Genomic DNA, 26,839 nt, shown 5'->3' with positions numbered 1-26,839 from the left:
ACCCGGCCTCCCTCACCCGCCCGCTGCGGCGCGTTCGCGATACTCCGCTGCCGTGCCGACCCGCACCGTCGCATCGGCGGGCCAGGGGAGAAGGTCGAGTTCCTGCTCCTGCAGGGCGATGACCAGCGCGGAGTCGGGCAGCGCGCGGCGCAGGCCGTGCAGCAGGGCGGTGGCGGTCGGGCGGTCCAGGCCGGCCGTGGGCTCGTCCAGGAGCAGCACGGGGGGTTGGCGCAGCACCGCGCGGGCGATGGCCAGGCGTCGTCGCTGTCCTTGGGACAGGGCGCCGCCACCGGGGCCGACCGGTGCGTCCAGGGACAGGGCGTCGAGGCCGACCACGGCCAGCGCGGCACGCAGGACGGCCGTGTCGGCGTCCGGGGCGGCCTGGCGCAGGTTCGCGGACACGCCGGCGTCGGCGAGCCAGTCGTCGGCCTCGACCAGGGTGAGCACCTCCGCCACCGCGCCGGACGCCAGCGCGTGCACCGGCCTGGTGCCAAGCCGCACGCTGCCGGGCGGGACCGGCAGCCGGCCCGCCAACTGGCCGAGCAGGGTGCTCTTTCCGCTGCCGTTGGGGCCAGTGACCAGCACCAGCTCCGGGGCCCGTACGGTCAGTGACAGCCGGTGCGCACCGTTGCCGACCGGAAGGTCGGCCACCTGCAGCGGCCCCCATGCCACGGGGGTTCCGGGCCGGGCCTCCCGGGCGAGGGCGGCGAGGCGTCCGGCGGCGTCGGTGGCCCGCGCCAGGTGCTGCAGGAGCTGCGGCAGGCCCTCCAGCAGCTCCCACCCCGCCGCGAGCAGCAGGAGTTCGCCGACGGCGACGGCCACGGGCTGGGGCGTGCCGCCGAACTGCAGGGCCAGGACGAGTGCGGCGCCCTGGCCGACGGCGGCGATCAGCCGCATCGACAGGCGGCCGTGACGCTCCGTCCGTGCGGCGGCCTGTTCGGCGTCCTCGGCGCGCCCGAGGGCCGAGGCCACTGACCGGCGTGCCCGGGGGACGGCGTCCAGACAGCGCAGCTCCGCGAATGCGCCACGGGCGCCGAGCAGTTCGGCCCGCGCCAGCGAGCGGGCCCGGGCGGCCGCGGCGAGTCGGCGCTCGGCACGCCGATGCGCGCCCACGGCGCAGCCCACGCCGGCGGCCAGCACGGCGAATTCGGCCAGCCCGAGCGGGAGGCTCGCGCGCAGCAGCAGGATCTCGACGACGGCGGTCGTCACCAGGTGGGCGGCGAGTGGCGCGACCACCTGCGCGGGCAGTGCGCCGACGGCCTCCACGTCGGTGGTGAGCCGGCTGAGCAGCGCGCCGTCGCGTTCGCCGCGCAGCTCGCGCGGGGTGAGCGCGGCCGCGCCACGCACCAGGCGGGAGCGCAGGTCGACCGTGGCGGTCAGCAGGGTGCGATGGCTGACCAGCCGTTCGAGGTAGCGCAGGCCGGTGCGCATCAGCGCCAGCGCCCGGACCGCGCCGGAGGGGTACATCCACGACCAGGTGGTGTTGGCCTGCAGGGTGACCAGGGCACAGGCTGTCAGGAACCAGCCGGAGATGCCGAGCAGCGCGGCGGCGCTGAGTTCCGCCCCGGCGGCCAGCGCGACACCGGCGGCCAGGTCGCGGCGGCGGACGGAGCTCCGGAGCAGACGCCAGGGATTCATCGCAGTTTCCCCCGGTCCAGGGTTCGGATCTGGTCCGCCAGCGGGAGCAGGGCGGGGCTGTGGGTGGCCAGCAGGACGGTGCGGTCCCGGACGAGGGTGCGCAGCGCCGCGACGACGCGCTGTTCGGCCTGCGGGTCCAGATGGGCGGTCGGCTCGTCCAGGCACAGCAGGGGCGCGTCCCGCAGCAGTGCGCGGATCAGCACCAACTGCTGGGACTGGCCGGAGGACAGTCCCAGGCCCCGCTCGCCCAGCGGCGTGTCCAGGCCCTGCGGGAGAGCGGCCAGCAGGTCCTGGAAGCCGAGCTCGGCGGCGGCGGCCAGCAGGTCCTCGTCGGTCGCGTCGTGGCGGGCCAGGAGCAGGTTGTCGCGTACGGTGCCGGGGAGCAGGTGCGCGGGCTGGCCGACCCAGGACACCAGCGTGGGCGTCGCGGCCTGCGGCCCGTCGTCCCGGATGAGGGCGCAGCGGCCGGAGTCGGGTTCCAGCAGTCCGGCGACGATCGCGAGCAGGGTGGACTTGCCGGCGCCGCTGGGGCCGGTGACCGCCAGGACCTGGCCGGCCGCCAGGACGAGGCCGACCTCGTCCAGGGCCGGCGCCTCGCGGTGCGGGTAGCGGACGGTGACCCGGTCCGGGCGCAGCCCGGGGGCTCCGGTACCTGAGACCGGGGAAGGTCCGGCCGAGTCCTCGGGGGCTGCGGCAGTGGTGCCGGGGTTCTCGGGTCCCAGTGCCTGGGCGATCAGTTCCGCCGCTGCCGCCGCCTGGGCGCGGGCGTGGTAGCCACGGGCCAGGTCCCGGGCCGGGGCGAAGTAGGCGGGGGTGAGGGTGAGCACGAACAGCGCGGTGCCCAGGCTCATCCGCCCGGGCACTCCGGGCAGGTGCAGATAGTCGAGCAGGACCAGGCCGCAGTAGGTGGCCACCACGGCGAGGGTGCCGGTGATCAGCAGCTCGATCCAGGCGGTGGAGAGGAACGCGACCCGCAGTACGGTCTGGGTACGCCGGGCGAGTTCCTCGTCGTCCTCGCGCAGTGCGCGTGCCGCCTGCTGGTGGGCGCCGAGACCGACCAGGGTGGGCAGTCCGCGGAGCTGGTCCAGCAGCCGGGCGCTGTGCTGCCGCACAGCGGTGAGCTGGGCGTGCACGGCCGCCTGCGTGCCCAGGCCGATGACCTTCAGGTTCGCCGGCAGCAGCGGGGTGGCCGCCAGCAGCATCAGGGCGACGAACCAGCTTCGGCAGGCGATCGCGGCCAGCACCAGGGAGCTGCCGAGCAGCATGGTGGTGCGGGCCGGGACGTAGCCGGTGAGCCAGTCCGTGAGGCGGGCGATCTCGCCGTCGGCCGCCTCGGCCACAGCGGCGTCGCTCAGCTCGGTGCCGGCTTCCCCCCGGATGGGCAAGCCACCCCGACTGGGCAGCCCTTGCCCGGTGGGCAGCTCCACCCCGGTAGGCGGCCCTTGCCCGGTAGGCAGCCCTGCTCCGGTAGACAGCCCTCGCCGAATGCGCAGCGCGCCTCGGGACGGCAGCGCCGCCTGCAGCAGCCGGCGTTGCAGTTCCTCTCGCACGGTGCGGGCGCCGCGAGCCGCCGCGGAGTCACCGGCGGAGAGCAGGGCGGCGCGCAGCGCCAGCCCGGTTGCCACGAGCCCGGCCGCCGGGAGGACCGCGGTGACGGTGGCGGCCTGCGAGTGCTGGGCGGCGAGCCCCCGTTCGGCGGCCCAGGCGAGGCCTGCGGCCCACAGGACGGTGCCGAGCTGCGCCAGCCCGCGCAGTGTGCCGGCGCGGCGCAGGTCCGCGCGTCCGAGGGCCGCCCAGGCACGCAGCCGGTCGGGTCCGCCCTGCGCGTCGCCGTCGGACGTCCGGTCGTCCGCGAGCTGGGAGAGCAGAGCTGTGGAGGTACTCACCCGGTCACCCCACGAACCGCCTGGCGCCCCGCATGCCAGGCATACCCCGCGACCAGGCGACGTGCCGTCACCGGCCCGCCGCCTGGTCGGTCGGCAGGTCGAACGCGCCGTCGCGCCGGTCACGCCGGTCGCCGTGGATCCACGCGGCCAGTGCCACCGCACAGAGCAGGGCGATGCCCAGCGGGTCGATCCAGGTGGCCACGCCACCGAAGACGTCCTGCGACACGGCGGCGAGGGCGATCCCCAGGACGGTGAGCAGGATCCGGCGGACCGTCACGGCCAGGATGCCACCGTCCGGTACGGGTGCGGGCTCCGGCGCGACCGCCAGGGAGCGGGACACCGGCGGCAGCGGCGGCTCGACCGGCTGCCTGAACTTGCCCCGGAACGCCCACCAGGCGTAGGCGTTGTAGCCGAACACCACCGGCATGCACAGGCCCACCCCGAGCACCAGGAAGAGCTGGGAACCGTGCGGACTCGATGCTTGATGCACCGTCAGCCCCGGTGGCACCAGCACCGGCACGGTTGCCGCGACCAGCGCGAGCAGCCCGAGGACCTCGGCGGCCACGACTGCGGCGAACGGCCGCCAGTCCGGCCGGCGCCCGAAGCCGTGCCAGGCGTACGCCCCCGCCGCCGCGGCGGCCGCCACGGCCAGCCAGAACAGCGTGGCCCGGAGGGGTTCGTCGAAGCGGAACCGCTGGGGGTCGGCCACCTCAAGACCGAAGGCCAGGATCAGTGCGGCCGCGACCGTGCCGGCGAGCAGGGGCCGACCGGCGCGGGCAGCCCGGTCCCGGGTCTCCCCCTCGGACTTGAGCTGCAGCCAGGCGGCACCGGCGAGCAGGTAGAGCACCACCAGGCCGAGCGCGCACAGCACGCTGTAGGGGGTGAGCCAGTCGAACGCGCCGCCGTGGAACACGCCGCGCGTCTGGCGCAGCCCGGAGAGCACCGCACCGACCACCAGGCCCTGGCAGACCGTCGCCGTGACCGACGCCGCGCCGAACAGCAGCGCCCAGCCCCGCCGGTAGCCCGGCGCCGCGCTCTGGAACTCAAGTCCCATGCCGCGCAGGATGATCGAGAACAGCATGACGATCAGCGGCAGATAGACGCCGGGCAGGACGGTGGCGTACAGGCCCGGCAGTGCGGCCCACATGGCGACGCCGGCCAGGACGATCCAGCTCTCGTTGGCGTCCCAGGCCGTGGCGATCAGCTCGCTGTACTCGCGGCGGCGCTCGCCGGCGGCGAACAGGCTCAGCATGCCGACACCGAGGTCGTAGCCGTCCAGGACGACGTACATGGCCAGCGAGAGCAGGACCAGGGCGTAGCTCGCGTACTCAAGCAACGGGGGCCTCCGATGCGAGGGCCGGAGTCCCGGTGGCGCCCGCGAGCGCCTCGGGGCCGGCTTTGACCGTGCGGACGATGTAGCGGGCCCAGATCGCCAGCAGCGTGGCGTAGAGGGCGACGAAGCCGATCAGGCTGAACGCGGCCTCGGCCGTGGACAGGTGGGACAGCGCGTCGGAGGTGCGCAACTTTCCGTAGACCACCCAGGGTTGGCGGCCGGTCTCGGCGGTGATCCAGCCGCCGGTGATGGCGAGGATGCCGGCCGGGGTCATCCAGACCATCCAGCGCAGAAAGCGCCGGGAGGTGAACAGGCGTCCGCGCAGCCGCAGTACCAGCCCGGCGAAGGCGGTGGCGAACATGGCCAGGGCGGTGAGGTACATGGCCCGGAAGCCGTAAAAGGCGCTCCACATGTTGGGGCGCTGGTCGGGCGGGGTGTTCAGCAGGCCGGGCACGTGGGCCTGGCCGGTGAGGTCGTGGCCGATCACCGCGCCCAGGTGCGGGATCTCGATCCGCAGGCTGTCGCGGCCGTTGCCGGGGTCCGGGACGACGACGAGGTTGTAGCCGTTGTTGTCGGTCTTCCAGTTGCCCTCGAAGGCCTCCAGTTTGGCCGGCTGGTGCTGGGCCATGAAGATCGCGGTCTCGTCGCCCAGGTAGAGCTGGACCGGCATCAGGACGGCGAGCACGCCCAGGGCGATGGACAGGCAGCGCCGGGCGAAGGGCAGCGCGAAGACGCGCTGCTTGACCAGGTACCAGGCGGAGATCCCGCCGACGAACCAGCTCGCGCTGATCAGGACCGCCAGCAGCATGTGCGGGAAGCGGTAGGCGAAGGCGGGGTTCAGCAGCACCTGCCACCAGTCGGTGGCGTGGAACTGACCGGCGACCTCGGTGTAGCCGACCGGGTCCTGCATCCAGCTGTTGGCGGACAGGATCCAGGTGGTGGAGAGCAGGGTGCCGAAGGCGACCATCCAGCTCGCCAGGGCCATGGTGCGCGGGCGGACCCGGCCGTCGCCGTACAGCATGACGCCGATGAACCCGGCCTCCAGGAAGAAGGCGGTGATCACCTCCATCCCGATGGTGACCCCGATGACCGGGCCCACCGCATGGGCGTAGACGCCCCAGTTGAGTCCGAACTCGAAGGTCATCACGGTTCCCGCGACGACTCCGAGACCGAAGCCGACCGCGAAGATCTTCTTCCAGAAGCGGAAGATCTGCAGGTACAGGGGGTTTCCGGTGCGCACGTACGCCGTGTAGACGACGGCCAGCAGCACGGACAGCCCGACGGTCAGGGCGGGGAAGGACATGTGGAAGATCGCGGTGATGGCGAACTGCCAGCGGGACAGCTCGATGGCGGCCGGCGAAGCCATGGGGGACTCCCGGGCGAAGGGGGCGGGTGACGGGCGGAAGGGCTCGGGCCCCGACGGGGGGACGGGTCGGGGCCCGAGCGGTACGCGGCGTGCCGGAGCACGCGAAGGGGTGTCGGCGGCCGGCGGAGGGGGTTCCGTCGGCGGCCGGTTCAGCGCCGGTGCAGGGCCAGGCGGGTGGCGAGCCCGCCGCCGACGCCGGCCACCACGGCGGCCGGCAGCCACCAGGAGGGCCAGGGCAGCAGCCCCAGCGCGGCGTCCAGGGACCAGCGCCCGGGACCGGTGGCGGACAGTACGGCGCCGCTGGTGATCAGTACGAAGGGGTACTCGAAGCCGTCGTTCTGCACCCACAGACCGTGCGGCCACTTGACGGTGAGCGCGACGCACATCACGCCCATCGTCCCGGCCGCCGACAGCGGGGTGAGCAGGCCGAGGGCGAGCAGCAGCCCCGACCCGATCTGGCTGCCACCCGCGGTGAGCGCGGTGAGCATCCCGCCGCGGAAGCCGTCCCCGCGGAACTCCTCGGTGCCGCCGGCCAGTCCCCGGCCGCCCAGGTGGAAGCTGACCTTCTGGACACCGTGCCCGGCGACCAGCAGGCCGACGACGAGCCGGAGCAGGAGAAGACCTGCGTTCATGGTGAACTCCCGTTCTCGGAGCGGTGGTTACCGGTTCAGCTACCGGTTCAGCCGGCCGCGTGCTCGCTGATCATGGTCTGGGCGTAGACCACGCCCAGGCCGTAGGCGCCGCCGTGCTCCTTGACCACGTCCATGACCGGCAGGTAGGTCTCGGCGCGGGCCCAGTCGCGCTGCAGCTCCAGCAGCACCTGGATCCAGGTCACCGGCACGGCGCCGGCCGCGGTCATCCGCTGCAGGGCGTGCTCGTGCGCCGACGGGGTGACGCCGCCGGAGGCGTCCGCGACCACGTACACCTCGTAGCCCTGTCCCAGCGCGGACAGGGCCGGCAGCACCAGGCAGACCTCGGTCCACAGACCGGAAAGTATGATCTTGCTGCGGCCGGTGGCCTTGACCGCCTCGACCAGGGCCGGATGCTCCCAGGCGTTCATGGTGGTCCGGTCGATGACCTGGTGGTCCGGAAAGACCGCCTTCAGCTGCGGCAGGATCGGTCCGGAGAAGGACTCGGCGGCCACCGTGGACAGCACCACCGGCACGTCGAAGACGGTGGCGGTCCTGGCCAGGCCGACCGTGGCGTTGATGATCGCGGTGCGGTCGCCACTGGCGGTGCCGAAGAACATCTGCGGCTGGTGATCGACGAACAGCATCATCGAGTTCTCGGGCGTCAGCAGATCGGAGCTGGGGGCGGCGTGCACGTCGGCGAAGTCGACCATGACTGTTCCTTCTTGAGGGTGCATCAGGGAGTTGGGCCGGACGGAGCCACCTACGCTCCGTCACGTCCACGACGCTAGACGGCACCCCCCGGACGTTTCTTCTCCCTGCGCGCCCAGGGCCGTTCCCACACTGCACTCCACCCCGGTGCATGGAGGAGCAAGGACCTGTGCGCTGGCACGACACCGCTGCGCGACGCCCCTCTGTAGCGTCCGGGACCTGACGCCCGTACCTTCCAGCACGCCGGAAAGGCCCCCCTATGCAGTTCGGCATCTTCACCGTGGGTGATCTCACCGCGGATCCGATCACCGGCCTCGCGGTCTCCGAGCACGAGCGCCTCAAGGCCATGACCACCATCGCCCTGAAGGCGGAGGAGGTCGGGCTGGACGTCTTCGCCACCGGCGAGCACCACAACCCGCCCTTCGTCCCCTCCTCGCCGACCACCATGCTCGGCTGGATCGCCGCCCGCACCGAGCGCCTGATCCTCTCCACCGCAACCACGCTGATCACCACCAACGACCCGGTGAAGATCGCCGAGGACTACGCGATGCTGCAGCACCTCGCCGACGGCCGGGTCGACCTGGTCATGGGACGCGGCAACACCGGCCCGGTCTACCCCTGGTTCGGCAAGGACATCCGCCAGGGCATCCCGCTCGCGGTGGAGAACTACGCCCTGCTGCACAAGCTCTGGCGCGAGGAGGTGGTCAACTTCGCCGGCAAGTTCCGCACCCCGCTGCAGGAGTTCACCGCCACCCCGCGCCCGCTGGACGACATCCCCCCGTTCGTCTGGCACGGCTCGATCCGCAGCCCGGAGATCGCCGAACAGGCCGCCTACTACGGCGACGGCTTCTTCCACAACAACATCTTCTGGCCCAAGGAGCACACCCAGAAGATGGTCCAGCTCTACCGCAGGCGCTTCGCCCACCACGGCCACGGCACCCCGGAACAGGCCATCGTCGGCCTCGGCGGCCAGGTCTTCATGCGCGCCAACTCCCAGGACGCGGTGCGCGAGTTCCGCCCCTACTTCGACAACGCCCCGGTCTACGGACACGGTCCCTCGCTGGAGGAGTTCAGCGCCGAGACCCCGCTGACCGTCGGCAGCCCGCAGCAGGTCATCGAGAAGACCCTGAGCTTCCGCGAGTACGCCGGCGACTACCAGCGCCAGCTCTTCCTCATGGACCACGCCGGGCTCCCGCTGAAGACCGTCCTGGAGCAGCTCGACATCCTCGGCGAGGAGGTCGTCCCGGTGCTGCGCCGGGAGTTCGCCATCGGCCGCCCCGCCGAGGTCCCGGACGCGCCCACCCACGCGTCGCTGCTCGCCGAACGGGAGGCGCAGAGCGTCGTTCGACTCGCCGAATCCGCGACGCCGCAGAGTTCCTGACGCCGAACCACAGAGGAGAACCGATGCAGCCCCTGAACCTGGTCGTCGTCACCGCCGGCCTCAGCGTGCCCTCGTCCACCCGCCTGCTCGCGGACCGGCTCACCCATGCCACGTCCACCCACCTGACCGATCATCAGCATTCCTTCTCGGTCGAGGTGGTGGAGCTCCGCGAACACGCCAGGGAGATCGCCGACAACCTGGTGACCGGATTCCCCGGCAGCACCCTGCGCCAGACCGTCACCGCGGTCGCCCGGGCGGACGGCCTGATCGTGGTCACGCCCGTCTTCGCCGCCTCCTACAGCGGCCTGTTCAAGTCGTTCTTCGACGTGCTGGACCAGGACACGCTCCAGGACATGCCGGTGCTGATCGCGGCCACCGGCGGGACCCCGCGCCACTCGCTCGTCCTGGAACACGCCCTGCGCCCGCTGTTCGCGTATCTGCGCGCGGTGGTCGTCCCCACCGCCGTCTACGCCGCCTCGCAGGACTGGGGCTCGGCCGGGGATGCCGGCAGCGAGGAGCTGGACCTGCGCATCGAGCGGGCGGGCGCGGAGCTGGCCGCGCTCATGGGCGCCACCCCGGCAGGCGCCACCCGCGCGGACGGCAGCCACCCGGCCGCGGGGCAACTGGAGGTGGTCCCTTTCGAGCAACAACTCGCAGCCCTGAAGCCACACTGACGCACCATCACCCGCACAGGATTCCCCGGGCGGCCCGATCCCGGAACAGAACGGAGAAGCAAGGATGAGAGCACGAACAGCGCCGAGGCCGATCGCCGACCTGTGGGACTGGCAGCGCGAGGCCGCGTGCCGCGGCATGGACATTTCCGTCTTCTACTCCCCCACCGGCGAGCGCGGCGCCCAGCGGCGAGGCCGTGAGGCCGGCGCTCGCGCCGTGTGCCTGGGCTGCCCGGTCCGCGCGCAGTGCCGACAGTTCGCCCTGGCGCTCGGAGAACAGCACGGCGTGTGGGGTGGGCTGACCGAGTCCGAACGCGAGGAGATCACCCGACTGTCGCGGGCCGTCACCCTCGCAGGCTGAGCACATGTCGGAGCCGGCCTCGGGGCACGGGACCCACGGCGATCCGGGCGGGCCGCACGATGCGGCCCGCCCGGATCGCCGTCCAACGGGGCTGGCACGAAGGTGGGTTGCGGGCCTACCGGGCGCCCAACTGGTCGAGCCAGTCGGCGGGCACCCGTCCGGCCGGGCCCGGCACCGGCTGCTGGTCGGGGTGGCTCTCCGGCGGCGCCAGTCGCGGCCCCGACTCGTACATCTCCGAGGTGTCGTAGTTCCAGAACCACACCTCTCCCGGTTCGAAGCTGCGGATCACCGGATGTCCGGTGGCCTTCGCATGAGCGGTGGCGTGCTTCGAGGGCGAGTCGTCGCAGCAGCCGATGTGGCCGCACAGTGCGCAGCGGCGCAGATGCAGCCACCATCCCCCGGCGGCGTCGCACTCGACGCAGCCGGTACCGCTGGGCGGGACTGTGGGGTCGATCGCGTTCTCTGGGGTCATGACTGCTGCTCCTGTGGGGTGTCGGGGTTGGTTGCGGTCAGTGGAAGGCGTACCTGGAAGCGGGTGTCGCCGGGCACGGACTCGACTCTCAGGTCGCCGCCGTGCCGGTTGACGACGATGCGCCAGGAGATGTCCAGGCCCAGCCCGGTGCCCTCACCGACGGGTTTGGTGGTGAAGAACGGGTCGAAGACGCGGTCGCGGATCTCGGGAGGGATTCCGGGTCCGGTGTCACCGATCTCGACCAGCACGCGGTCGCCGTCCCGTGCGGTGCGTACGGTCAGGGTGCCGTCCGCGTCCGAACCATGGAGGGCGGAGACGGCGTTGTCGATGAGGTTGGTCCACACCTGGTTGAGCTCGCCGGGGTAGCACGGGATCGGGGGCAGCGTGCGGTCGTAGTCCTTGACGACGCGGATGCGCGGGCCGATCTTCTGAGCGAGCATCACCAGCGTGCTGTCGAGCAGCTCGTGGACGTCGGCTCTGCGGTGCGGTGCGCGGTCGAGCTGCGCGTACTGTTTGGCCGCGTTGACCAGGGCGGAGACGCGGCCGGTCGCGTCCTCGATCTCGTTCATCAGCAGTTCGGTCTCGACGGTGCAGTTGAGCCAGTGCACGGCCGGGCCCAGCACGTCCGCGGGCAGGGCCCGGGCGATCCGGTCCAGCCAGTCGGTTCCGAGACCGGCCTGGACGAAGGCCGGCGCGAGCTGCCATCCGTCGTCGATGTCGTGCTCATCGAGCCAGTCGACGACGGCGTCCTCGTGGTCCGCGGCCTGCAGCGGGGTGAGCGCCGGGGGCTGGGAGATGCTGTCGGCGGCGCTCGCGCGGAGATCGGTCAGCTGCTCCAGGCCGGCGCGCTGGTGGGGGTCGGCCGCGATCTCGCCGAGCCCGCGGTGCATCCCGGCGACCCGCTCCCTGAGGGCCGAGGCCGCCCGCGCCGCGGCGGCGGCGGGGTTGTTGAGCTCGTGGGTGAGCCCGGCGGTCAGCGACCCGAGAGCCAGCAGTCGCTCGCGCTGGCCGATCGCCTCCTGGGTGTTCTTGGTACCGAAGAACAGCCCCTCCAGCAGATGCACGGCCATGGGGAACCACTCGCGCATGATCTCGGCGAACGTGTCCGCGGGGAGGACGAAGAACCGTGAGGGCTCGGTGATCCGCATCGAGTTGTTGTACACCTGCGGCACCTGGTCGCCCAGGTACGCCTGGAAGGCCCCGGCGTACACCCCGCGGGCGGAGGTCCGGTTGACGTCGACCTCCTGGCCTCCGACCCGGCGCGAGAGAACCACCGTCCCCTCCAGGAGGACGAACAGGCACGCGGCCGGATCGCCCTCCCGGTAGACCGTGCCGGGGTCGAACCGGTACACCCGGCCGTCGCGGCACAGTCGCGCGAGCTGGTCGGAATCCAGCTTCTCGAACAGGAACAGGGAACGCAGCTCCTGCTCCTCGCACCGAACCGGGCCGCCGGTCATGACTGCTCCAGATAGCGGTGTACCAGCATGACGGCCATGGCGCCCTCGCCGACCGCGGAGGCGACCCTTTTGGCGGACTCGGCGCGTGCGTCCCCCGCCACGAACACCCCGGGGACGTTGGTCTCCAGGTGGTACGGCGGCCGGTCCAGGGCCCATCCGGCCGGCGGGCGGCCGTCGGCGGTCAGGTCGGGGCCGGTCGGGATGAAGCCGTGCGCGTCCCTGGTCACCGTGCCGTCCAGCCAGTCGGTCATCGGGGCCGCGCCGATGAACACGAACATCCACTGGGCGTCGACCTCCTCGGTCTTCCCGCTCACGGTGTCGCGCAGGGTCAGCCCCTCCAGATGCTCCTTCCCGTGGACGGCCGCCACGACCGTGTCGGTACGGACCGAGACGGTGGGGGCGTCCTCGACGCGCTGCAGCAGGTAGTGCGACATCGAGGCGGCCACCGAGGGCCCGCGCACCAGCAGGGTGACCGACCTGGCGCCCCTGGCCAGGAACATGGCGGCCTGGCCGGCGGAGTTCGCCCCGCCCACGACGTACACGTCCTGGCCCTGGCAGCCGGGGGCCTCGGTCAGCGCCGAGCCGTAGTACAGCCCGCGCCCGGTCAGTTCGGCGGCGCCGGGCACGTCCAGCTGCCGGTACGACACGCCGGTCGCCAGGATCACGCTGTGCGCGGAGACGGTGGAACCGTCCGCGAACCGCAGGGTGCGCGCCGCGCCGTTCACCTCCAGGGCGGTGACCTGGCGCGTCGTCAGCATCTCGGCGCCGAACTTCGCCGCCTGCCGGCGGGCCCGGCCGGTGAGCTGCGCTCCGGAGACTCCGTCGGGAAAGCCGAGGTAGTTCTCGATCCGTGAGCTCTGGCCCGCCTGGCCCCCGGTCGCCGAGCGCTCCACCAGCACCGTCCGCAGCCCCTCGGAGGCCCCGTACACGGCCGCGCCCAGGCCCGCGGGTCCGCCGCCGACGATGACGAGGTCGTAGAAGTCGGCCGCCGGGGTCGTCGAGAGGCCCACCCGGGTGGCCAGCTCCCGCTCCTCCGGCTCGACCAGCGCCGTTCCGTCGGGGGTGACCACCAGCGGCAGCCGAAGCCCGTCCTGCCCGGCGGCCGAGAGCAGCCTGCGGCCCTCCGGCTCGTCGGAGGAGTACCAGCGGTAGGGCACCTGGTTCCGGGCCAGGAACTCCCGGATCTCGGAGGAGCGCGCCGACCAGCGGTGGCCGACGACCTTGGTGGTGCCCGCCTCCCGGCCGTCGGTGGCCCGCCAGGACTCCAGCAGGTCGTCGAGGACCGGGTAGAGCTTCTCCTCCGGCGGCTCCCACGGCTTGAGCAGGTAGTGGTCCAGGTCGACGACGTTGATGGCGTCGATCGCGGCATCGGTGTCGGCGTAGGCGGTGAGCAGGACCCGCCGCGCGCCCGGGAACAGGTCGATGGCCTGCTCCAGGAACTCGATGCCGTCCATCTGCGGCATCCGGTAGTCGGCCAGGATCACCGCGACCGGGGAGCCCCGCAGCTTCAGCTCGCGCAGGGCGTCCAGCGCCGACTCGCCGGATTCGGCACGGACGACGCGGTACGCGTCACCGTAGCGCCGGCGCAGGTCCCGGGCGACGGAGCGGGACACCGCGGGATCGTCGTCCACGGTCAGAATGACGGTCCGCACGGTCTCGCTCGGCTCTGCCATGTCTCTCCACCTGGGACTCGTTCAGGACTGCGGGATTCAGGACTGCGGGACTCGTTCGGGACTGCTCGGCGGGCCGTGCGTGACGGGCGCCCGCCGTCCATTGTGCTCGTCGATCAGGGGAGCGGCCCGCTGATTCGGCACCACGGTGCGCTGCCGGAACAGAACAGTGCGTGCGCGGTCATCCGGCCACCCACCGGTCCCCGACCGCCGCCGTCCAGTGCGCAGAGGGAGAAGAGCCCCGGCGCTCTGGGACCAGCTGCGGGAATCCGGCCGGACTAGCGTGCAGCCGAAGCAGGCCCATCCATTGGAGGAATTTCAGGTGCCTACCATGCCGGTCGGCGGGTTGGTTCGACGGACCGCCGACGATGCCGCGGACCTTGTCGTCCGCAACGCGAAGATTCACACCGGAGATCCGGGCCGCCCACAGGCCGAGGCGCTCGCCATCCGCGACGGTCTGATCACGGTCGTCGGTGACGACAAGGACATGGCACCTCATCTCGGCGAGGAGACGCGGGTCGTCGACGCACTGGGGCGCCGAATGATCCCCGGCCTCAACGACTCGCATGTGCACGTCATCCGAGGCGGGCTCAACTACGTCCTCGAACTCCGCTGGGACGGGGTGACCTCCCTGCGGCAGGCCCTGGCGATGCTCCGCGAGCAGGCGGCGCGCACGCCGAAGGGCCAGTGGGTGCGCGTGGTGGGAGGGTTCTCGGCCGAGCAGTTCGCCGAACGTCGCCTGCCGACCGTCGCGGAGCTGAACGCCGCCGCGCCGGACACACCGGTGTTCGTCCTTCACCTGTACCAGTCGGCCCTCCTCAACCGGGCCGCACTCAAGGCCGTGGGATACACCGGGGCCACCCCCGACCCCAAGGGCGGCCAGATCGTCAGAGGCAGGAACGGTGAGCCCACCGGCGTACTGCTGGCCTCTCCCAGCGCCCTGATCCTCTACTCGATCCTGGCCAAGGCACCGACCCTGGAGGGCGAGGACAGGAAGACCTCCACCCGCCACTACTTCCGCGAACTGAACCGGTTCGGACTGACATCGGCCATCGACGCCGCCGGAGGCTTCCAGAGCTTCCCCGAGAACTACGCGGCCGTGGTCGAGCTGGCCGCGGCCGGTCAGCTCTCGCTGCGCATCGCCTACCACCTCTTCCCGCAGACCGGAGGCCAGGAGCTCGACGACCTGACGCGCTGGATGGAGACGGTCAGCCCGCAGGACGGGGACGAATGGCTACGCCTCAACGGCGCCGGCGAGAACCTGACCTGGGCGTCGGCCGACTTCGAGAACTTCGCCCAGCCCCGCCCGGAACTCGGCGGCGCGGACGCCGACTTCGAGAAGGCGGTGCGGCTGCTGATGGAGAACGGCTGGGGATTCCGGCTGCACGCCACCTACGACGAGACCATACGACGCGACCTCGCCGTGTTCGAGAAGCTTGCCGCCGAGGGACTCTTCCCGGCCGGCAACCGATGGCTCTTCGACCACGCGGAGACGGTCTCCAGGAGCAGCCTGGACCGGATCGCCGCGCTCGGCGGCGCGATGTCCGTACAGAACCGGCTGTCCTTCCAGGGTGAGGCGTTCGTCCGCCGGTACGGACCGGGAGCCGCCGCGGACGCCCCTCCGGTCCGGGCCATGCTCGACCTGGGTCTGACCGTGGGCGCCGGCACCGACGCGACCAGGGTTTCCTCCTACAACCCCTGGGTCGCCCTGCACTGGCTGGTGTCCGGTCGCACGGTCGGCGGAATGGCCATCCATCCGCCGGCGAACCGGGTCGACCGGGAGACCGCCCTGGCCATGTTCACCCGGGCCGGCGCCGCGCTGACCGGCGAGGACATGGTCAAGGGCACGCTGCAGGCGGGCTGCTACGGTGATCTGGCCGTCCTTTCCGACGACTACTTCACGGTGCCGGAGGGCGACATCCCGCACATCGAGTCCCTGCTGACGGTCACCGGCGGCCGGATCGTCTATGCGGCAGGCGAGTACGAGGGCCTCGACGAGGAACTCCCCGCCCTCGGGCCGGCGTGGAGCCCGGTCGCCCACTTCGGCGGCTATCAGGCCTCCCCCAGGCCGAGCACCTCGGGCGCTCGGCAGGCGGACCTGATAGGCCAGGCCGTCGCCGAATCGGAGCAGCACCGCCAGTGGCGCGCCCGGCGCGGCCACACCACGGATGCGCGGACCCGTGACCCGCTGAGCGGGGTACTCGACCCCTGCTTCGACATGTGAGGTCCGCGCGGGGACCGGGCCGGACCTCCGCACACCGGTCCCGACCCGGCTCGCCAACCGCCGTCCATCACACCACTTCTGGAGAGGAGCCACCATGGTCGACCCCACCGGGGCCGCTGCGGTTCCCAGCCCCGCACTGCTCACCGCTGCCCTGCCCGCCCCCGACGACTGCGCGGTGCCGGTATGCGCAGGCTGCTGACCGACGCGGCCCGGACGCTGATCCCTCCCAAGGAGGACCGGCACGGCCCGCTGCCACCGCTGCTGCTGGTGCTGACCATGGTGACCGGTCTGATCGACGCGGTGAGCTACCTGGGGCTGGGGCACGTCTTCGTCGCCAACATGACCGGCAACGTCGTCTTTCTCGGCTTCGCCCTGGCGGGTGCCCCCGGCCTGTCCGCCCTGGCTTCGATCGCCTCCCTGGCCGCGTTCCTCGCGGGCGCGCTGGCCGGAGGACACCTCGGTGTCCGGCTCGCAGAACACCGGGGCAGACTGCTCACCGTCTCCACCGCCGTTCAGAGCCTGCTGATGGCCGCGGCCGTGGTCACCAGCGCGCTCACCGACGCAACCACGGCCGTGGCCAAGTACACCCTGATCGTCCTGCTCGCCCTCGGCATGGGCCTGCAGAACGCGGTCGCCAGACGCCTCGGCGTCCCCGACCTGACCACCACCGTGCTGACCCTCACCCTGACCGGACTCGCCGCCGACTCGACACCCGCCGGCGGCACCGCACCACGGCCGGGCCGCCGCCTGCTGTCCGTCCTGGCGATGTTCCTCGGAGCCCTCGGCGGAGCCGAACTCCTGCACCACTCCGGAACCACGACGGTGCTCCAGGTCGCCCTGGCGATCCTCGTCGTCACCTCCGTCGCCACCCATCGCCTCTCGACCTCAAGCGCGCCCTGGACCCGACCGTAGACCGCCGACCCGACCGAGCCGGGCTCACGCACCCGCTCCCCCACCGGCGTTGAGACCCCGTGGCCGGCACCACTCCCCGCGGTGCCGGCCACGGACACCCCCGCCACAGGCCCGCCCCACCGCTGGTGATGACAGGCCCCAGCGGTGCCCACGGAAATGGGAATCCGTGTACGGTCAGCCGATGTTCGGGGAGCCGCGGAACGCCCCGGCCAACACGGGGACCAGCCACCGCTCGATCTGCTCGGGGGGCTCGGCGGCCAGTTCGGCGCCGATGGGCGCCAGCGCGAGCCAGTTGAGCAGGCCGGCCGCGCACCGGACGCGGAAGTCCAACTCCTGCTCGCCGACTCCGGGAAGGTTCGCCGAGAGCTTCCGGACAATGTCCCGCCGGGACTGCTGGAACTTCGCAGCCAGCCGATCCCAGCCCTCGGGGGGGTCGATCCCGACTCGCGCCACCGTCCGGATGACCGCCAGATCCTGTCCGCCGGCCGCCAGTGCGCGCATCATCGGCCTGGTGAACGCCTCGGCCAGCTCCTCGACGCCCGACGTGGCGTCGAGTGAATCGACCGCGGTGATCTGCTCGTCCAGATACCGCTCCAGCGCGTGCTCGATCGCCGAATCGCACAGCGTCTTCAGTGATCCGAAGTGGTAACTCACCGCGGAGACGTTGGCTCCGGCATGGTCGGTGATCTCACGGAGGGTCACACCGTCCTGGCCACGTTGCGCGAGCAACGCCACCGCGGCGGCCAGCAGGCCGTCCCGCGTCCGCTGGCCGGCCTCGCGGCGTTGATCTGTGCGCTCTGTCGCCATGGGAAGTATTCAAACATCTGATTGATTTTGCTGTCAAGGAGCCGGTCCCAGGTACGGACGGGTACTCGCCGCCCGCCGCCTGCTGATCATCCATCAGCGGACCCATCAGGCAGGCGCATCCCGCACCGGGACGCCCCGCGACATATCAATCAATCATCTGCTTGACAGGCCTGCGCGGCCGCTCATAAAGTCAAGCAAGTGCTTGATTGGAAAGCGTGCCGCACGCGCCTCGCAACCGTTTCGACGGATCCTCAGATCCCGAGAACCAACCAGGAGGAACACGCCATGAAGTCGCTCGGATGGAAGACGATCGTCACCACGGCCGCGGTCGCGAGCCTGAGCGGTCTCGCCATTGCCGCCGCACCGTCCCAGGCCGCAAGCCCCGTCACCGGCACCGCGCAGGTCCACGCCGTCAGCAACTCGCAGGCCCACGCGGGCCTGACTCCTCGCGAACTGGCCGCACTGCCGCTCACGAACCGCCACCTGACCGCGCATGAGATAGCGAATCTCGCAGTCGTCCTGAACGCGTACCACGACGCGGAGGGCCACAGCCTGAACGTCAACGCGTTCATCAACAGCTTCACCAAGGACGGCGTCTTCAACGACGAGGTCGCCGGCAAGACCTACCAGGGCAAGGCGCTCGGCGACGTGCTGACCGGCATGGCCGCCATCTTCCCCGACGTTCACCGTGACCTGAAGAGCATCACCGTGAACGGCGACGTGGTCAGCCTCGAACTGTCGATCCAGGGCACCTTCGAGGGGCCGCTGCAGACGCCGGCGGGCACCGTCAAGCCGACCGGCGCGAAGATCGACGCGCCGACCGCCGACTTCTGGTACCTGCACAACGGCAAGATCGAGAAGTTCGACTGCTACGTCGGGTACACCGACATGTACGCCCAGATGGGCGTGAACCTCGACTGGGCTTCGGCGGTCGCCAAGGGCTGAGCCACCACTCAAGGGCCGCTGACAATCCCATCGAAGGGCCGTCCAGCCACGCGCCGGGCAGCCCCCTGACGAACAGTCGGCGATGGTCCTCGACCACGGTCGTGGTCGAGGACCATCGGTTTGCTTCAGTCACCGCCGCGCTGGCCGGGAAGGGCCGTGTCGGTGTTCTGCAGCCGCCACAGCTCGTAGAACAGTCCGCTGCCCCGGGCGAGGAGTTGGTCGTACCGGCCGCACTGGACCACCCGTCCCTTCTCCAGCACAAGGGCCGTCAGCGGCCACTGCGCGTAGCCCTGCGGCACCACAGCGGTCTGAGCCCACAAGGCCATCGGGTCCAGATCACGGGTGTCGTGTCCGTCCCAGAGCACCGCACCGTCCTCGGGCAGGAGCAGCCCGGACAGCAGCCGGGCGAGTGTGGTCTTGCCGGAGCCGTTCTCGCCGACCAGTGCCGACGCCGTCCGTGCCCGCCTGCACACCCACACCGCCTCCCCCGACCGATGAGCTTCGGGGACCGATGAGCTTCGGGGACCGATGAGTTTCGGGGACCGCGGGCGTCCAAGGCTGTGACGCAGTTCCGCTGACCCGTGGAGGATTTCGATGACCTCGTCCGTTGACGTCACGCCCGGCACACTGGCCGTGCCGGGCGCCCGGCTGTACTACGAACTGCGCGGGAGCGGTCCGCTGGTGGCGATCGTCGGTGCGCCGATGCACTCGGCGCCGTTCGCGCCGCTGGCCGACCTGCTGGCCGCTGACCACTCCGTGCTGACCATGGATCCGCGCGGCCATTTCGGCAGCGTTCCCGACGATCCGGACGCCGACTCCAGCCCGCGGCTGCGCGCCGACGATCTGGCCCACCTGATCCGCCATGTGGACGCCGGGCCCGCAGTGGTACTCGGCTCCTCCGGCGGCGCCGTCACGGCGCTGGCGCTGCTTCAGACGCATCAGCAGCTCGTACGCACCGTGATCGCCCACGAGCCCCCGCTCGCCCAGCTGCTCGATGACCACGAGCAGCAGTTGGCCGCGAACGAGGACACCATCGCCACCTACCTGAGCGGGGACACGATCGGCGCGGTGCGCAGGTTCCTGTCCAACGCCGGCCTGGTGATGCCGGAGGAGGTGTTCCAGCAGATGTTCGGAGGAGAGAAGTCCCCGGACGAGGTCACCAGCGAACGGTTCTTCTACCTGCACGAGCTGCGCGGCACCGCCGACTGGGTGCCGGACCTGGATACCCTGCGCGCTACGACGGCCCGCCTCGTGATCGGCATCGGCGAGACCTCGGCGGGCCAGTTCTGCGATCGCACCTCCCGTGCGCTGGCCACAGAGCTGAAGATCGAGCCGATGATGTTCCCGGGTGGCCACGGCGGCTTCATGGAGGACCCGGCCGCGTTCGCCGACCGACTCCGCCAGGTCGTCGACTGAGCGGATCGACTCGCCTGGGCGAAGCGTGCGGCGGGTGTCAGGCGAAGTGCCGGACGGTCGCCGGGTTGCCGGATTCGTACGGCTGCCACCGGCTGTCGGCGGGCCGTCCGGTGGCGACGAAGGCCGCCACCGCGTGCGCGAACGTGCCGGCGAGACGCCGGACTTCGGCAGTGGGCGTGCCGAGCATGGGGCTGTCGGGGTAGGCGTCGATGGTGTCGAAGAAGAAGGGGAGCTCGCCGCAGTGCGCGGCGCCGATGTGCGCGGGGTCGTCGGCCGGGGCGTAGTCGAACTGGTAGACGTAGGTGGTGGAGCCGGCCGCGGCCTGGTGGTCGGCGATGACGAGGGTCCCGTCGCGGAACACGATCTCGGTCTCGACCTCGGTGAGCACGTCGCTCGGCGCAGCGTTCTGCTGCCGGGCGGCGGCCCGGTCATACCGGTCGGCGCCGCCGTCGACCTGTCCGGCCGCGATCGAGCGCGCCTGGTCGGCGGTGATCGCCTGAATGCGCGGGTCGAACGCGAAGAACGCGGTCATCTCGTTGCTGGTGGTGCCGGTCAGAAGCTGTTTGTCGTCGAGGCGCCCGTCGGACAGCGCCTGCTCCCACGTCACCGGAATCCCGGAGGCGCCGAGCACGGGATACATCGGCGGAGCGACGTTGCCCGGGAGGGAAAGCTCCCCGGCGAGCTGCCGGTAGGCGGCCAGCAGTCGGTCGGCGGGGACCGCGCGCAGCCCGGCGAGAAGGTCCGGGCTCCCGCTCAGGCCGAGGATCTCGACGAAACGCCGGGCGTGGTCGGCCGCCTGCTCGGGGGGTTGCGGGGCGAGGCCGAAGGGGCCGCTCTGCGCGATGACGCGCTGGACCAGCGGTCCGGTGACCGGCGATGCGGCGAGGTAGAGCGAGGAGAAGGCACCGGCGGACTGGCCGCCGACCGTGATGTCCCCGGGATCTCCGCCGAAGCCGCCGATGTCGCGCCTGACCCAGGTGAGCACGGCGGCCTGGTCCTGCACACCGAGGTTCTCGGTGCCGGACTCCGGCAGGTAGAGGTAACCGAGCGGGCCGATGCGGTAGTTGGCGGTGACGACGATGATCTCGCCGGCGGCGGCCAGGTTCCGGCCGTCGTACCAGTCCCAGCCGCCGGATCCGCTGGTGAACCCGCCGCCGTGGAACCACACCAGGACAGGCAGCGCGCGCCCGGCGGAGCCGTGGTCCGCGGGGCGCGGCGTCCAGACGTTGAGGGTGAGCGAGCCGTCCTCGTTCCAGTCGGGGGTACGCGGCCCCATCACCGCTTCGAGCCGCGAGGCGTCCTGCGGGACGGACGGGCCCGGGCGGGAGGCGTCGCGCAGACCCGGCCACCTGGGGTGCCGCTGGGGGGCGGCGAAGCGCAGGTCCCCGACCGGCGAGGCCGCGTAGGGGACGCCGCGGAACGCGGCGACGCCGTCCTCGACGGTCCCTTGGACGCTGCCCGACTCGGTCTCGACGACGGGGCGGTTCATCACGTTCATCGGTGCCACCTTCCTTGGCTGGAATGGAGTACCTCCGGTGTACCGTCATGTGCCGGAAGCAGGCACACAATGCCTGCCTTCTGCTCGATACAGGACGTGACACCTGAAACAATGGCGGATATGAGACACGCGAGGCATCCCCTGGACGAGACGGACCGGCGGATCGCCGCAGTGCTGATGGCCTCGCCGCGGGCATCCTGGCGAACCGTCGCCCACGTGCTCGACCTGTCCGAGCGCACGGTCGTGCGCCGAGCCACGCCACTCCTGCAGGACGGCACACTGCGGCCCACGGCGGTCCGCAATCCCGCGCTCTTCCCCCGGCTCGTTCCGATGGTTCTGCGCATCCGCTGCCGCCCGAGCCGGATCAGGGCGATCGCCGCGGGGCTGGCGCGACGATCCGACACGGTATGGGTCGACATCCTCGGCGCCGGCAACGAGATCAGCAGCGTCCTGTTCCTCGACGGATCCCAGGCCCGCAACTCACTGCTGCTGCGGGACCTGCCCGCCACCGCCGACGTCCTGTCCTGGGATGCCTTCGACCTGATGAGGGTGTTCCCCGCGGGCTTCACATGGAGCGGCGGTCTGCTGACCACGGAACAGTTCGACGCCATGAGCCCGTATGCGCACGACCCGGTGGACCCGCCGGAGATTCAGCCGTTCGACGAGGCACTGATCGACCAGCTGACCATCAACGCGCGCGCCGGCTACAGCGAGCTGGCCACGCTCCTGGGCACCTCCGCCTCGACCGTGCGCCGCCGGCTGGAGATGCTCCTCTCGGCGCACCTGGTGCGCCTCGCCTGCGAAGTCGACCTCGGTCTGCTCGGCATCGCCGGCGAGGCACTGCTGTGGATCGCCACCGGTCCCGGCAGCCTGGAAGCGGTGGGAAACGCGCTGAGCCGGCATCCGCAGGTGCGTTTCACCGCCGCGACGACCGGTGCGGCCAACCTGCTCGTGGCTGTCGCCGCCGAAGATCTCAACGGCCTCTACACCTTCCTCACCACAACGGTCGGATCGCTCGACGACGTCCGCGCGCTGGAGGTGACTCCCATCCTCACCTCGGTCAAACGCACCGGCCGCGTTCGCCCGTCCGAACCGTTCGCAACGGCGTCACCGTGACGGCGATGCCAACGGTCGACAGCGCGCCACCCGACGATCGGCGGCCTGGCCTAGGTCCTGAGGCACAGGCTCACGGCGAGCCCGAGACCGATGAGCGCGGTGGTGACCCGGGCGACGGAGGCGGGCACGCGTCTGGTCAGTGAAGGGCCGAGCATGCTGCCTGCCAGGAACCCTGCGCCCATCGGGACGGCCGCCGCCCAGTCCACCGGCCGGAGCAGGACGAACACGGCGCAGCAGGCCGCGTCGGCGATGCCGAGCACCATGTTCTTGAGCGCGTTGGCCTGGGCGAACTGCAGCTTGGATGCGATCATGAGCACGGTGAGGGTCATGATGCCTGCCCCCGCTCCCCAGTAGCCGTCGTATATCGCGCAGAGGGCCAGGCCGACCGGTAGCAGCCCCTTCAGGCCGCCTGCGTGGCCGCTGCGGGCCAGCCACGCCGAGATCTTCGGCTGCGCGAGCAGGGCCAGCGCGGCGACGGCCAGCAGGAACGGCACCAGCCGGTCGAAGGCCGCGGCCGGGGTGAGCAGCAGCAGACCGGCGCCGACCGCACTGCCGACCGCGGTCAGCGGTGCCCATCGCCGCAGCCACGGCCCCTGCCCGTTCAGTTCCGGCCGTCCACCGAGCGCGGACCCCGGCCAGTTGGCAAGGAATGCCACTGAGTTGGTCACATTGGCCGCCAGCGGCGTGATCCCGGCCGCCAGCAGTGCTGGATACGTGATCAGCGAGGCCGTGCCGCCTGCCGACCCCACCATGCCGCCGGCCACCCCCGCGCCCAGCATCAGGATCGCCCGCAGCACGTCTGCCCCCCTCGAAACTCCTGGCAACCCGATTGTCCAGCACTGGAGGAGATGCGCGGCTACGGCTTCGACGCCGTGCGCGACTCGGCCGCCCGCGGGCACCGCCTGGTGGGCCAGGACCCACTGCCCTCCCCGCAGCAGTAGCGCCTCTGCCGCGCTCAGCCATCGGCGTCCTCGGGACGTGCCGCCAGCACGCGGGTGAGCAGGCCGGTGAGGGTGGCCCGCTCCCCGGGGTCGAGGGTGGCGAACCACTGCTGCTCGCGGTGGGTCTGCTCGGCGAACGCCTCCCGGACGGCTTCCTCGCCCGCGGGGGTGAGGGCGGCGGCGACCGCGCGCCGGTCGCCGGGCAGGGCGCGGCGTTCGACCAGGCCGTCCCGTTCGAGGGTGTTGAGGGCGTTGGTGACCGCCGCGCGGGAGATCGCGGAGATCTCGGCGAGCCTGGCGGGCTGGGTGGGGCCCAGCAGCCAGAGCTTGAACATCAGCCGGAAGCCGGGGAGCGTCCAGCCGCGTGGGCGGTGGATGTGGCTCTCCAGGTCGGCGACGTGCGGATCACCATCGCCGGAGGCGGAATCGGCGGGCTCGCGACCGCGCTCAGTCTGCATGCGGCCGGATTCCACGACGTGGTCGTCCACGAGGCGGCCCAGGAGATCCGTCCGCTCGGCGTGGGGATCAACCTCCTCCCGCACGCGGTCCGGGAGTTGACCGAGCTCGGCCTGGCCGGCCGGCTGGCCGCACACCAGCGGCGTACGCCACGGCCCACCCGAGGTCCTCCGCCGGCTCGCCGCCGGAGCGGCGGTCCACCCCACCGAGTACTACTTCCGGCTCTTCTGCCGCTTCGAGACCGGCGACGAACGCTACCGGTGGCTCAACCGCACCCTGGCCGTCGCCTCAGCCGCCCGTACCGCGGAAGCCGTCCACTACGACGCCTACACCCTCGGCGAGGGTCCGCATCGAGTCGTGATCGATCGGGGACTGGACTCGAACTTGAGCAGGTCAAGCAACTGAGAGGAGGTTCGGCCAATGACCCTCAGGTCAAACTCCCGTTCAAGGTCGACCAGATCGGCGGCAGGCAATCGATCTGGATCGTAAGTGACGTGCATGCATGCCACCGGATAGCTCCCGCCCGTGACCTTGTGCATCACCTCCGGATCGATCGCCTCCACTTCCAGCATGTCCACACTGCGAAACAACAGAGGGGCGAAATCCGCCACCCGGGCACCTGCGTCGCGATTGAACCTCGCGACGGCCCTGTCCACGGCACGCAGAACCTCCACGCAGCCTTCAACATTTCCCAGCCCCTGAAGGCTGGCATAACCGACTGCGGAGGTGGCCACCCGATCTCCCAACTTGGTTTGCATCACCCTATGGGGCCCGGTGCGCGTTCACGTCCTACCCTGGCTGCAGGGGGCACGAGTGCCCGGGAGCTGCCATGGCTACGTTGAAGTGGTTTTTCGAGCCCAGCCACACCGGCGCGGAGTTTCGCGCCAGGCACATGATGGTGACCTATGTGCGCGGTCAGATAAAGAACGTGCACGGCCGCCTGGAGGTGGACCCGGACGAGCCGGAAAAGGCCCGGGTCGAGGCCACGATCGACGCGAGCCAGGTGTACACCGGTTCGCCCGAACGCGACGCACATCTGCGCAGTGCCGACTTCTTCGACATCGAGCACCATCCGACCTGGACGTTCGTCGGGTCGCACGTCCACCAGGTCAGCGCGAGTGCCTTTGAGGTCACCGGCGACCTGACCATCCGCGGGGTGACCCGTCCGGTGGTGTTCGACGTCTCCTATCTGGGCCAGTGGGACACCCCCTGGTGGGAGGACGGTCGCGACCTCGGGCCCAGGCGACGGGCCGGCTTCGCTGCCAAGACCCGGATCAACCGCCAGGACTTCGACGTGAGCTGGAACGACGTCGTGGACCGGGGCGGGGTGGTCGTCAGCGACCTGGTCGATGTCATGGTCGACATCGAGGCCGTACTCGAACCGGCTGAATCGGCGTCATAGCCCAGCGGGTGAACGGCTCCAGACACCCACCACCGGACCGGGCCGTCCCCCACTCCGCAGGCGTAGCCCGGCCCCGCCGGAAGCCCGGGAGCGAAGACTGACACTGGCAGGGGCAGGCACGCGCATGCGGGCGAATCCATACTCGGATCCATGAGCAGCACGTCGGAACCGGGCGACAGCGCCGGATTCCGCTGACGCCCGCCACATCCTGGTCCTTGTGACCCATAGGCGACTTCAGCCTGCTCGAAAACTGCCGAATGCCTGTTCGGTGACCCCGCATGACCCCTGTCCACACCCCGTGGAATCCACGAACGGAGACCAGCATGTCCGTGCTCTACACCACCGAGGCCATCTCGACCGGTGACGGCCGCAACGGCGAAGTCCGTACCCTGGACGGCATCTTCGAAGCAGCGCTCACCGTCCCGAAGGAGATGGGCGGCCCCGGCGGCGACAGGACCAACCCCGAGCAGCTGTTCGCCGCCGGCTACGCGGCCTGCTTCCACAACGGCCTGCGACTGATCGCCGGCGAGCAGAAGCTGAAGGTGACCGGGTCGACCATCACCTCCACGGTGAGCCTGCTCGCCCTGGACGAGGGCAAGCGCTTCTCCCTGGCCATCAAGCTCAGCGCACACCTGCCCGGCCTGGACCAGGCCACCGCCGACCAGCTGATGGAGACCACGCACCAGGTGTGCCCGTACTCCAACGCCACCCGCGGCAACGTCGAGGTGCTCCTCGAAGCAACAGTCTGACCATCCCGCTCCTCACGGGGTCAGGCCGTCCGTACCGGACCGCCTGACCCCGTCCCTATTTTTGGAATGCAAGGAGCCGGAGCAGCCCGGCCTGTCGGCGCCCGCACTGACCACTCAGCTCCTGAGCGGCTGCGTCGTCGGTGCCATACCGGCGAGGTGGATGTCCACCAGGCGTTGCGCGGTTCGACGCCAGTCGGGGACGTGCGGGAGCTGCTGCGCGATCAGCGCGCCGAAGATCACGAGGTCGGCCGTGCGCACGTCGTGCCGGATCGTGCCGTCCTGCTGGCCTCGGTGCAGCAGCGAGGCCAGCTCCCGGTGCACGGCGGCTTGGATGGCGACGGTGTCCTCGTCGATCAGCACCGGACCACCGTGCAGGGGAAGCACGAGGTCGGGCCCGTGCTCGATGGTCTGGTCGAGGAAGCCGCGCACCGCTTCGATCCCGGACCGGTCGCTCTCGGCGGCCTTGGCGGCCGCGTCCAGGACAAGTTGAAAGGAGCGGTGCGTCAGGGCTCCGAGCAGGGCTTCGCGCGAAGGGAAGTGACGGTAGACGGTGCCCACGCCGACTCCCGCGTCCGCCGCGACGGTCGCCATCGGCACCGCGGCGCCCTCTCTTCTGACCGCGGCTGCGGCAGCCGCCAGCACCCGGTCCCTGTTGTCCGCCGCGTCACGACGCAACTCCCGCGGCCGGACGCCTTCGTTCGACTGTGCCTTCGTCACACCCTCGATGATGGCACCACGCCAGCCTTCATCGAGTACCCCCTCGGTGTCATTGACAGCCCATCAAGCGGACGATAGCGT

Annotated in this window: 26 protein-coding genes and 2 pseudogenes; 12 read left to right on the top strand and 16 right to left on the bottom strand. The window is 71.2% G+C overall.

What is annotated here, in order from left to right; translation table 11 throughout:
* Window positions 1-12 precede the first annotated feature (12 nt).
* From ABH925_RS30050 to ABH925_RS30025, 6 genes are all read right to left on the bottom strand, one after another.
* Entirely contained in the window at window positions 13-1,638 is a 1,626-nt protein-coding gene (locus ABH925_RS30050) for an ATP-binding cassette domain-containing protein (RefSeq protein WP_370152983.1), read from the bottom strand.
* Window positions 1,635-3,524, bottom strand: a complete 1,890-nt coding sequence (locus ABH925_RS30045) for an ABC transporter ATP-binding protein/permease (RefSeq protein WP_370152981.1) — start codon at window positions 3,522-3,524, stop codon at window positions 1,635-1,637. Before ABH925_RS30045 ends, ABH925_RS30050 begins: the two co-directional genes overlap by 4 nt.
* Window positions 3,525-3,591: 67 nt before the next feature.
* Window positions 3,592-4,860: a cytochrome d ubiquinol oxidase subunit II gene (locus ABH925_RS30040; RefSeq protein ID WP_370152980.1), complete on the bottom strand. Its 1,269-nt coding sequence runs from the start codon at window positions 4,858-4,860 to the stop codon at window positions 3,592-3,594.
* Window positions 4,853-6,223, bottom strand: coding sequence for a cytochrome ubiquinol oxidase subunit I (locus ABH925_RS30035; protein ID WP_370152978.1), 1,371 nt, complete (start codon window positions 6,221-6,223; stop codon window positions 4,853-4,855). The genes ABH925_RS30040 and ABH925_RS30035 overlap by 8 nt, the downstream gene beginning before the upstream one ends.
* A 149-nt stretch (window positions 6,224-6,372) precedes the next feature.
* Window positions 6,373-6,855 (bottom strand): DoxX family protein, encoded by a 483-nt coding sequence (locus tag ABH925_RS30030; protein ID WP_370152976.1) that lies wholly within the window; start codon window positions 6,853-6,855, stop codon window positions 6,373-6,375.
* 47 nt (window positions 6,856-6,902) lie between these two features.
* A complete protein-coding gene (locus ABH925_RS30025) occupies window positions 6,903-7,565 on the bottom strand; it encodes a hydrolase (RefSeq protein WP_370152974.1) in 663 nt (220 codons plus the stop codon).
* Between the two features lie 257 nt (window positions 7,566-7,822).
* On the opposite strand from ABH925_RS30025, the gene ABH925_RS30020 reads away from it, so the two are divergent.
* The 3 genes from ABH925_RS30020 to ABH925_RS30010 all read left to right on the top strand — a co-directional run bounded on the left by ABH925_RS30020 (window position 7,823) and on the right by ABH925_RS30010 (window position 9,976).
* On the top strand, window positions 7,823-8,944 hold the full coding sequence (locus ABH925_RS30020) for an LLM class flavin-dependent oxidoreductase (protein ID WP_370152972.1): 1,122 nt from the start codon (window positions 7,823-7,825) through the stop codon (window positions 8,942-8,944).
* A 23-nt stretch (window positions 8,945-8,967) separates the two neighbouring features.
* Complete coding sequence (locus tag ABH925_RS30015; protein WP_370152971.1) at window positions 8,968-9,618, top strand: FMN reductase; 651 nt, start codon at window positions 8,968-8,970, stop codon at window positions 9,616-9,618.
* A gap of 64 nt (window positions 9,619-9,682) precedes the next feature.
* Window positions 9,683-9,976: a WhiB family transcriptional regulator gene (locus ABH925_RS30010; RefSeq protein WP_370152969.1), complete on the top strand. Its 294-nt coding sequence runs from the start codon at window positions 9,683-9,685 to the stop codon at window positions 9,974-9,976.
* Between the two features lie 115 nt (window positions 9,977-10,091).
* On the opposite strand, the gene ABH925_RS30005 is transcribed toward ABH925_RS30010, so the two are convergent.
* From ABH925_RS30005 to ABH925_RS29995, 3 genes are read right to left on the bottom strand one after another with little or no spacing between them, the layout of a single operon-like run.
* Window positions 10,092-10,448: a UBP-type zinc finger domain-containing protein gene (locus tag ABH925_RS30005; RefSeq protein WP_370152967.1), complete on the bottom strand. Its 357-nt coding sequence runs from the start codon at window positions 10,446-10,448 to the stop codon at window positions 10,092-10,094.
* Window positions 10,445-11,905 (bottom strand): ATP-binding protein, encoded by a 1,461-nt coding sequence (locus ABH925_RS30000; protein ID WP_370152965.1) that lies wholly within the window; start codon window positions 11,903-11,905, stop codon window positions 10,445-10,447. Before ABH925_RS30000 ends, ABH925_RS30005 begins: the two co-directional genes overlap by 4 nt.
* A complete protein-coding gene (locus ABH925_RS29995) occupies window positions 11,902-13,578 on the bottom strand; it encodes an FAD-dependent oxidoreductase (protein WP_370152963.1) in 1,677 nt (558 codons plus the stop codon). The genes ABH925_RS30000 and ABH925_RS29995 overlap by 4 nt, the downstream gene beginning before the upstream one ends.
* 328 nt (window positions 13,579-13,906) lie before the next feature.
* Between ABH925_RS29995 and ABH925_RS29990 the strand changes: the two genes are divergently transcribed.
* Both ABH925_RS29990 and ABH925_RS29985 read left to right on the top strand, forming a co-directional pair.
* Window positions 13,907-15,799 carry an amidohydrolase gene (locus ABH925_RS29990; RefSeq protein WP_370153053.1) on the top strand — a complete coding sequence of 631 codons (1,893 nt, stop codon included), beginning with the start codon at window positions 13,907-13,909 and terminating at the stop codon, window positions 15,797-15,799.
* Between the two features lie 183 nt (window positions 15,800-15,982).
* Complete coding sequence (locus ABH925_RS29985; protein WP_370152960.1) at window positions 15,983-16,711, top strand: YoaK family protein; 729 nt, start codon at window positions 15,983-15,985, stop codon at window positions 16,709-16,711.
* A gap of 174 nt (window positions 16,712-16,885) precedes the next feature.
* Here ABH925_RS29985 and ABH925_RS29980 read toward each other — a convergent pair whose 3' ends face one another.
* Window positions 16,886-17,518, bottom strand: coding sequence for a TetR/AcrR family transcriptional regulator (locus tag ABH925_RS29980; RefSeq protein WP_370152958.1), 633 nt, complete (start codon window positions 17,516-17,518; stop codon window positions 16,886-16,888).
* 285 nt (window positions 17,519-17,803) lie between these two features.
* On the opposite strand from ABH925_RS29980, the gene ABH925_RS29975 reads away from it, so the two are divergent.
* Window positions 17,804-18,463, top strand: coding sequence for a nuclear transport factor 2 family protein (locus ABH925_RS29975; RefSeq protein ID WP_370152956.1), 660 nt, complete (start codon window positions 17,804-17,806; stop codon window positions 18,461-18,463).
* Between the two features lie 125 nt (window positions 18,464-18,588).
* Here the strand turns inward: ABH925_RS29975 and ABH925_RS29970 are convergent, their stop codons facing one another.
* The gene (locus tag ABH925_RS29970) at window positions 18,589-18,936 is read right to left on the bottom strand and encodes an ATP-binding cassette domain-containing protein (protein WP_370152954.1); all 348 of its coding nucleotides are present in this window, start codon (window positions 18,934-18,936) and stop codon (window positions 18,589-18,591) included.
* A gap of 121 nt (window positions 18,937-19,057) precedes the next feature.
* Here ABH925_RS29970 and ABH925_RS29965 point away from each other — a divergent pair, with 121 nt between their 5' ends.
* Window positions 19,058-19,879, top strand: a complete 822-nt coding sequence (locus tag ABH925_RS29965; RefSeq protein ID WP_370152952.1) for an alpha/beta fold hydrolase — start codon at window positions 19,058-19,060, stop codon at window positions 19,877-19,879.
* Window positions 19,880-19,916: 37 nt separating this feature from the next.
* On the opposite strand, the gene ABH925_RS29960 is transcribed toward ABH925_RS29965, so the two are convergent.
* Window positions 19,917-21,377, bottom strand: a complete 1,461-nt coding sequence (locus tag ABH925_RS29960; RefSeq protein ID WP_370152951.1) for a carboxylesterase/lipase family protein — start codon at window positions 21,375-21,377, stop codon at window positions 19,917-19,919.
* A gap of 120 nt (window positions 21,378-21,497) precedes the next feature.
* Here ABH925_RS29960 and ABH925_RS29955 point away from each other — a divergent pair, with 120 nt between their 5' ends.
* The gene (locus tag ABH925_RS29955) at window positions 21,498-22,493 is read left to right on the top strand and encodes an Lrp/AsnC family transcriptional regulator (protein ID WP_370152949.1); all 996 of its coding nucleotides are present in this window, start codon (window positions 21,498-21,500) and stop codon (window positions 22,491-22,493) included.
* 50 nt (window positions 22,494-22,543) lie between these two features.
* Here ABH925_RS29955 and ABH925_RS29950 read toward each other — a convergent pair whose 3' ends face one another.
* Window positions 22,544-23,290 (bottom strand): sulfite exporter TauE/SafE family protein, encoded by a 747-nt coding sequence (locus ABH925_RS29950; protein ID WP_370152947.1) that lies wholly within the window; start codon window positions 23,288-23,290, stop codon window positions 22,544-22,546.
* Window positions 23,291-23,448: 158 nt separating this feature from the next.
* Window positions 23,449-23,892 (bottom strand): MarR family winged helix-turn-helix transcriptional regulator, encoded by a 444-nt coding sequence (locus ABH925_RS29945; protein WP_370152945.1) that lies wholly within the window; start codon window positions 23,890-23,892, stop codon window positions 23,449-23,451.
* Between ABH925_RS29945 and ABH925_RS29940 the strand changes: the two are divergent.
* Together ABH925_RS29940 and ABH925_RS29935 are read left to right on the top strand one after the other, a co-directional pair.
* Window positions 23,833-24,024, top strand: a pseudogene (locus tag ABH925_RS29940) (flavin-dependent oxidoreductase); the annotation flags it as partial. The gene ABH925_RS29945 and the pseudogene ABH925_RS29940 overlap by 60 nt on opposite strands.
* A gap of 58 nt (window positions 24,025-24,082) precedes the next feature.
* Window positions 24,083-24,295: pseudogene (locus tag ABH925_RS29935) on the top strand (DUF3237 family protein); the annotation flags it as partial.
* Here the strand turns inward: ABH925_RS29935 and ABH925_RS29930 are convergent.
* Window positions 24,217-24,624, bottom strand: a complete 408-nt coding sequence (locus tag ABH925_RS29930; RefSeq protein ID WP_370153057.1) for a hypothetical protein — start codon at window positions 24,622-24,624, stop codon at window positions 24,217-24,219. The pseudogene ABH925_RS29935 and the gene ABH925_RS29930 sit on opposite strands and share 79 nt — an antisense overlap.
* 95 nt (window positions 24,625-24,719) lie before the next feature.
* On the opposite strand from ABH925_RS29930, the gene ABH925_RS29925 reads away from it, so the two are divergent.
* A complete protein-coding gene (locus ABH925_RS29925; protein WP_370152943.1) occupies window positions 24,720-25,292 on the top strand; it encodes a YceI family protein in 573 nt (190 codons plus the stop codon).
* A gap of 323 nt (window positions 25,293-25,615) precedes the next feature.
* Complete coding sequence (locus ABH925_RS29920; RefSeq protein WP_370152941.1) at window positions 25,616-26,041, top strand: organic hydroperoxide resistance protein; 426 nt, start codon at window positions 25,616-25,618, stop codon at window positions 26,039-26,041.
* Between the two features lie 114 nt (window positions 26,042-26,155).
* On the opposite strand, the gene ABH925_RS29915 is transcribed toward ABH925_RS29920, so the two are convergent.
* Window positions 26,156-26,758, bottom strand: coding sequence for a TetR/AcrR family transcriptional regulator (locus tag ABH925_RS29915; protein WP_370152939.1), 603 nt, complete (start codon window positions 26,756-26,758; stop codon window positions 26,156-26,158).
* Between the last annotated feature and the right edge of the window lie 81 nt (window positions 26,759-26,839).

It is taken from the genome of Streptacidiphilus sp. EB129 (assembly GCF_041262645.1).
In the GTDB taxonomy this organism is placed as follows: domain Bacteria; phylum Actinomycetota; class Actinomycetes; order Streptomycetales; family Streptomycetaceae; genus Streptacidiphilus.
Note: the sequence above shows the minus strand (reverse complement) of the source record. Positions and strands in the feature narration are given on the sequence as shown.

Coding starts and splice junctions, on each gene's coding strand:
- ABH925_RS29955 (WP_370152949.1), top strand. CDS start 21,498: ATGAGACACGCGAGGCATCCCCTGGACGAGACGGACCGGCGGATCGCC.
- ABH925_RS29960 (WP_370152951.1), bottom strand. CDS start 21,377: ATGAACGTGATGAACCGCCCCGTCGTCGAGACCGAGTCGGGCAGCGTC.
- ABH925_RS29990 (WP_370153053.1), top strand. CDS start 13,907: ATGCCGGTCGGCGGGTTGGTTCGACGGACCGCCGACGATGCCGCGGAC.
- ABH925_RS29980 (WP_370152958.1), bottom strand. CDS start 17,518: ATGGCGACAGAGCGCACAGATCAACGCCGCGAGGCCGGCCAGCGGACG.
- ABH925_RS29965 (WP_370152952.1), top strand. CDS start 19,058: ATGACCTCGTCCGTTGACGTCACGCCCGGCACACTGGCCGTGCCGGGC.
- ABH925_RS30000 (WP_370152965.1), bottom strand. CDS start 11,905: ATGACCGGCGGCCCGGTTCGGTGCGAGGAGCAGGAGCTGCGTTCCCTG.
- ABH925_RS29945 (WP_370152945.1), bottom strand. CDS start 23,892: ATGCAGACTGAGCGCGGTCGCGAGCCCGCCGATTCCGCCTCCGGCGAT.
- ABH925_RS30035 (WP_370152978.1), bottom strand. CDS start 6,223: ATGGCTTCGCCGGCCGCCATCGAGCTGTCCCGCTGGCAGTTCGCCATC.
- ABH925_RS29995 (WP_370152963.1), bottom strand. CDS start 13,578: ATGGCAGAGCCGAGCGAGACCGTGCGGACCGTCATTCTGACCGTGGAC.
- ABH925_RS30020 (WP_370152972.1), top strand. CDS start 7,823: ATGCAGTTCGGCATCTTCACCGTGGGTGATCTCACCGCGGATCCGATC.
- ABH925_RS29925 (WP_370152943.1), top strand. CDS start 24,720: ATGGCTACGTTGAAGTGGTTTTTCGAGCCCAGCCACACCGGCGCGGAG.
- ABH925_RS30010 (WP_370152969.1), top strand. CDS start 9,683: ATGAGAGCACGAACAGCGCCGAGGCCGATCGCCGACCTGTGGGACTGG.
- ABH925_RS29985 (WP_370152960.1), top strand. CDS start 15,983: ATGCGCAGGCTGCTGACCGACGCGGCCCGGACGCTGATCCCTCCCAAG.
- ABH925_RS30005 (WP_370152967.1), bottom strand. CDS start 10,448: ATGACCCCAGAGAACGCGATCGACCCCACAGTCCCGCCCAGCGGTACC.
- ABH925_RS30030 (WP_370152976.1), bottom strand. CDS start 6,855: ATGAACGCAGGTCTTCTCCTGCTCCGGCTCGTCGTCGGCCTGCTGGTC.
- ABH925_RS30015 (WP_370152971.1), top strand. CDS start 8,968: ATGCAGCCCCTGAACCTGGTCGTCGTCACCGCCGGCCTCAGCGTGCCC.
- ABH925_RS29920 (WP_370152941.1), top strand. CDS start 25,616: ATGTCCGTGCTCTACACCACCGAGGCCATCTCGACCGGTGACGGCCGC.
- ABH925_RS30025 (WP_370152974.1), bottom strand. CDS start 7,565: ATGGTCGACTTCGCCGACGTGCACGCCGCCCCCAGCTCCGATCTGCTG.
- ABH925_RS29975 (WP_370152956.1), top strand. CDS start 17,804: ATGAAGTCGCTCGGATGGAAGACGATCGTCACCACGGCCGCGGTCGCG.
- ABH925_RS30050 (WP_370152983.1), bottom strand. CDS start 1,638: ATGAATCCCTGGCGTCTGCTCCGGAGCTCCGTCCGCCGCCGCGACCTG.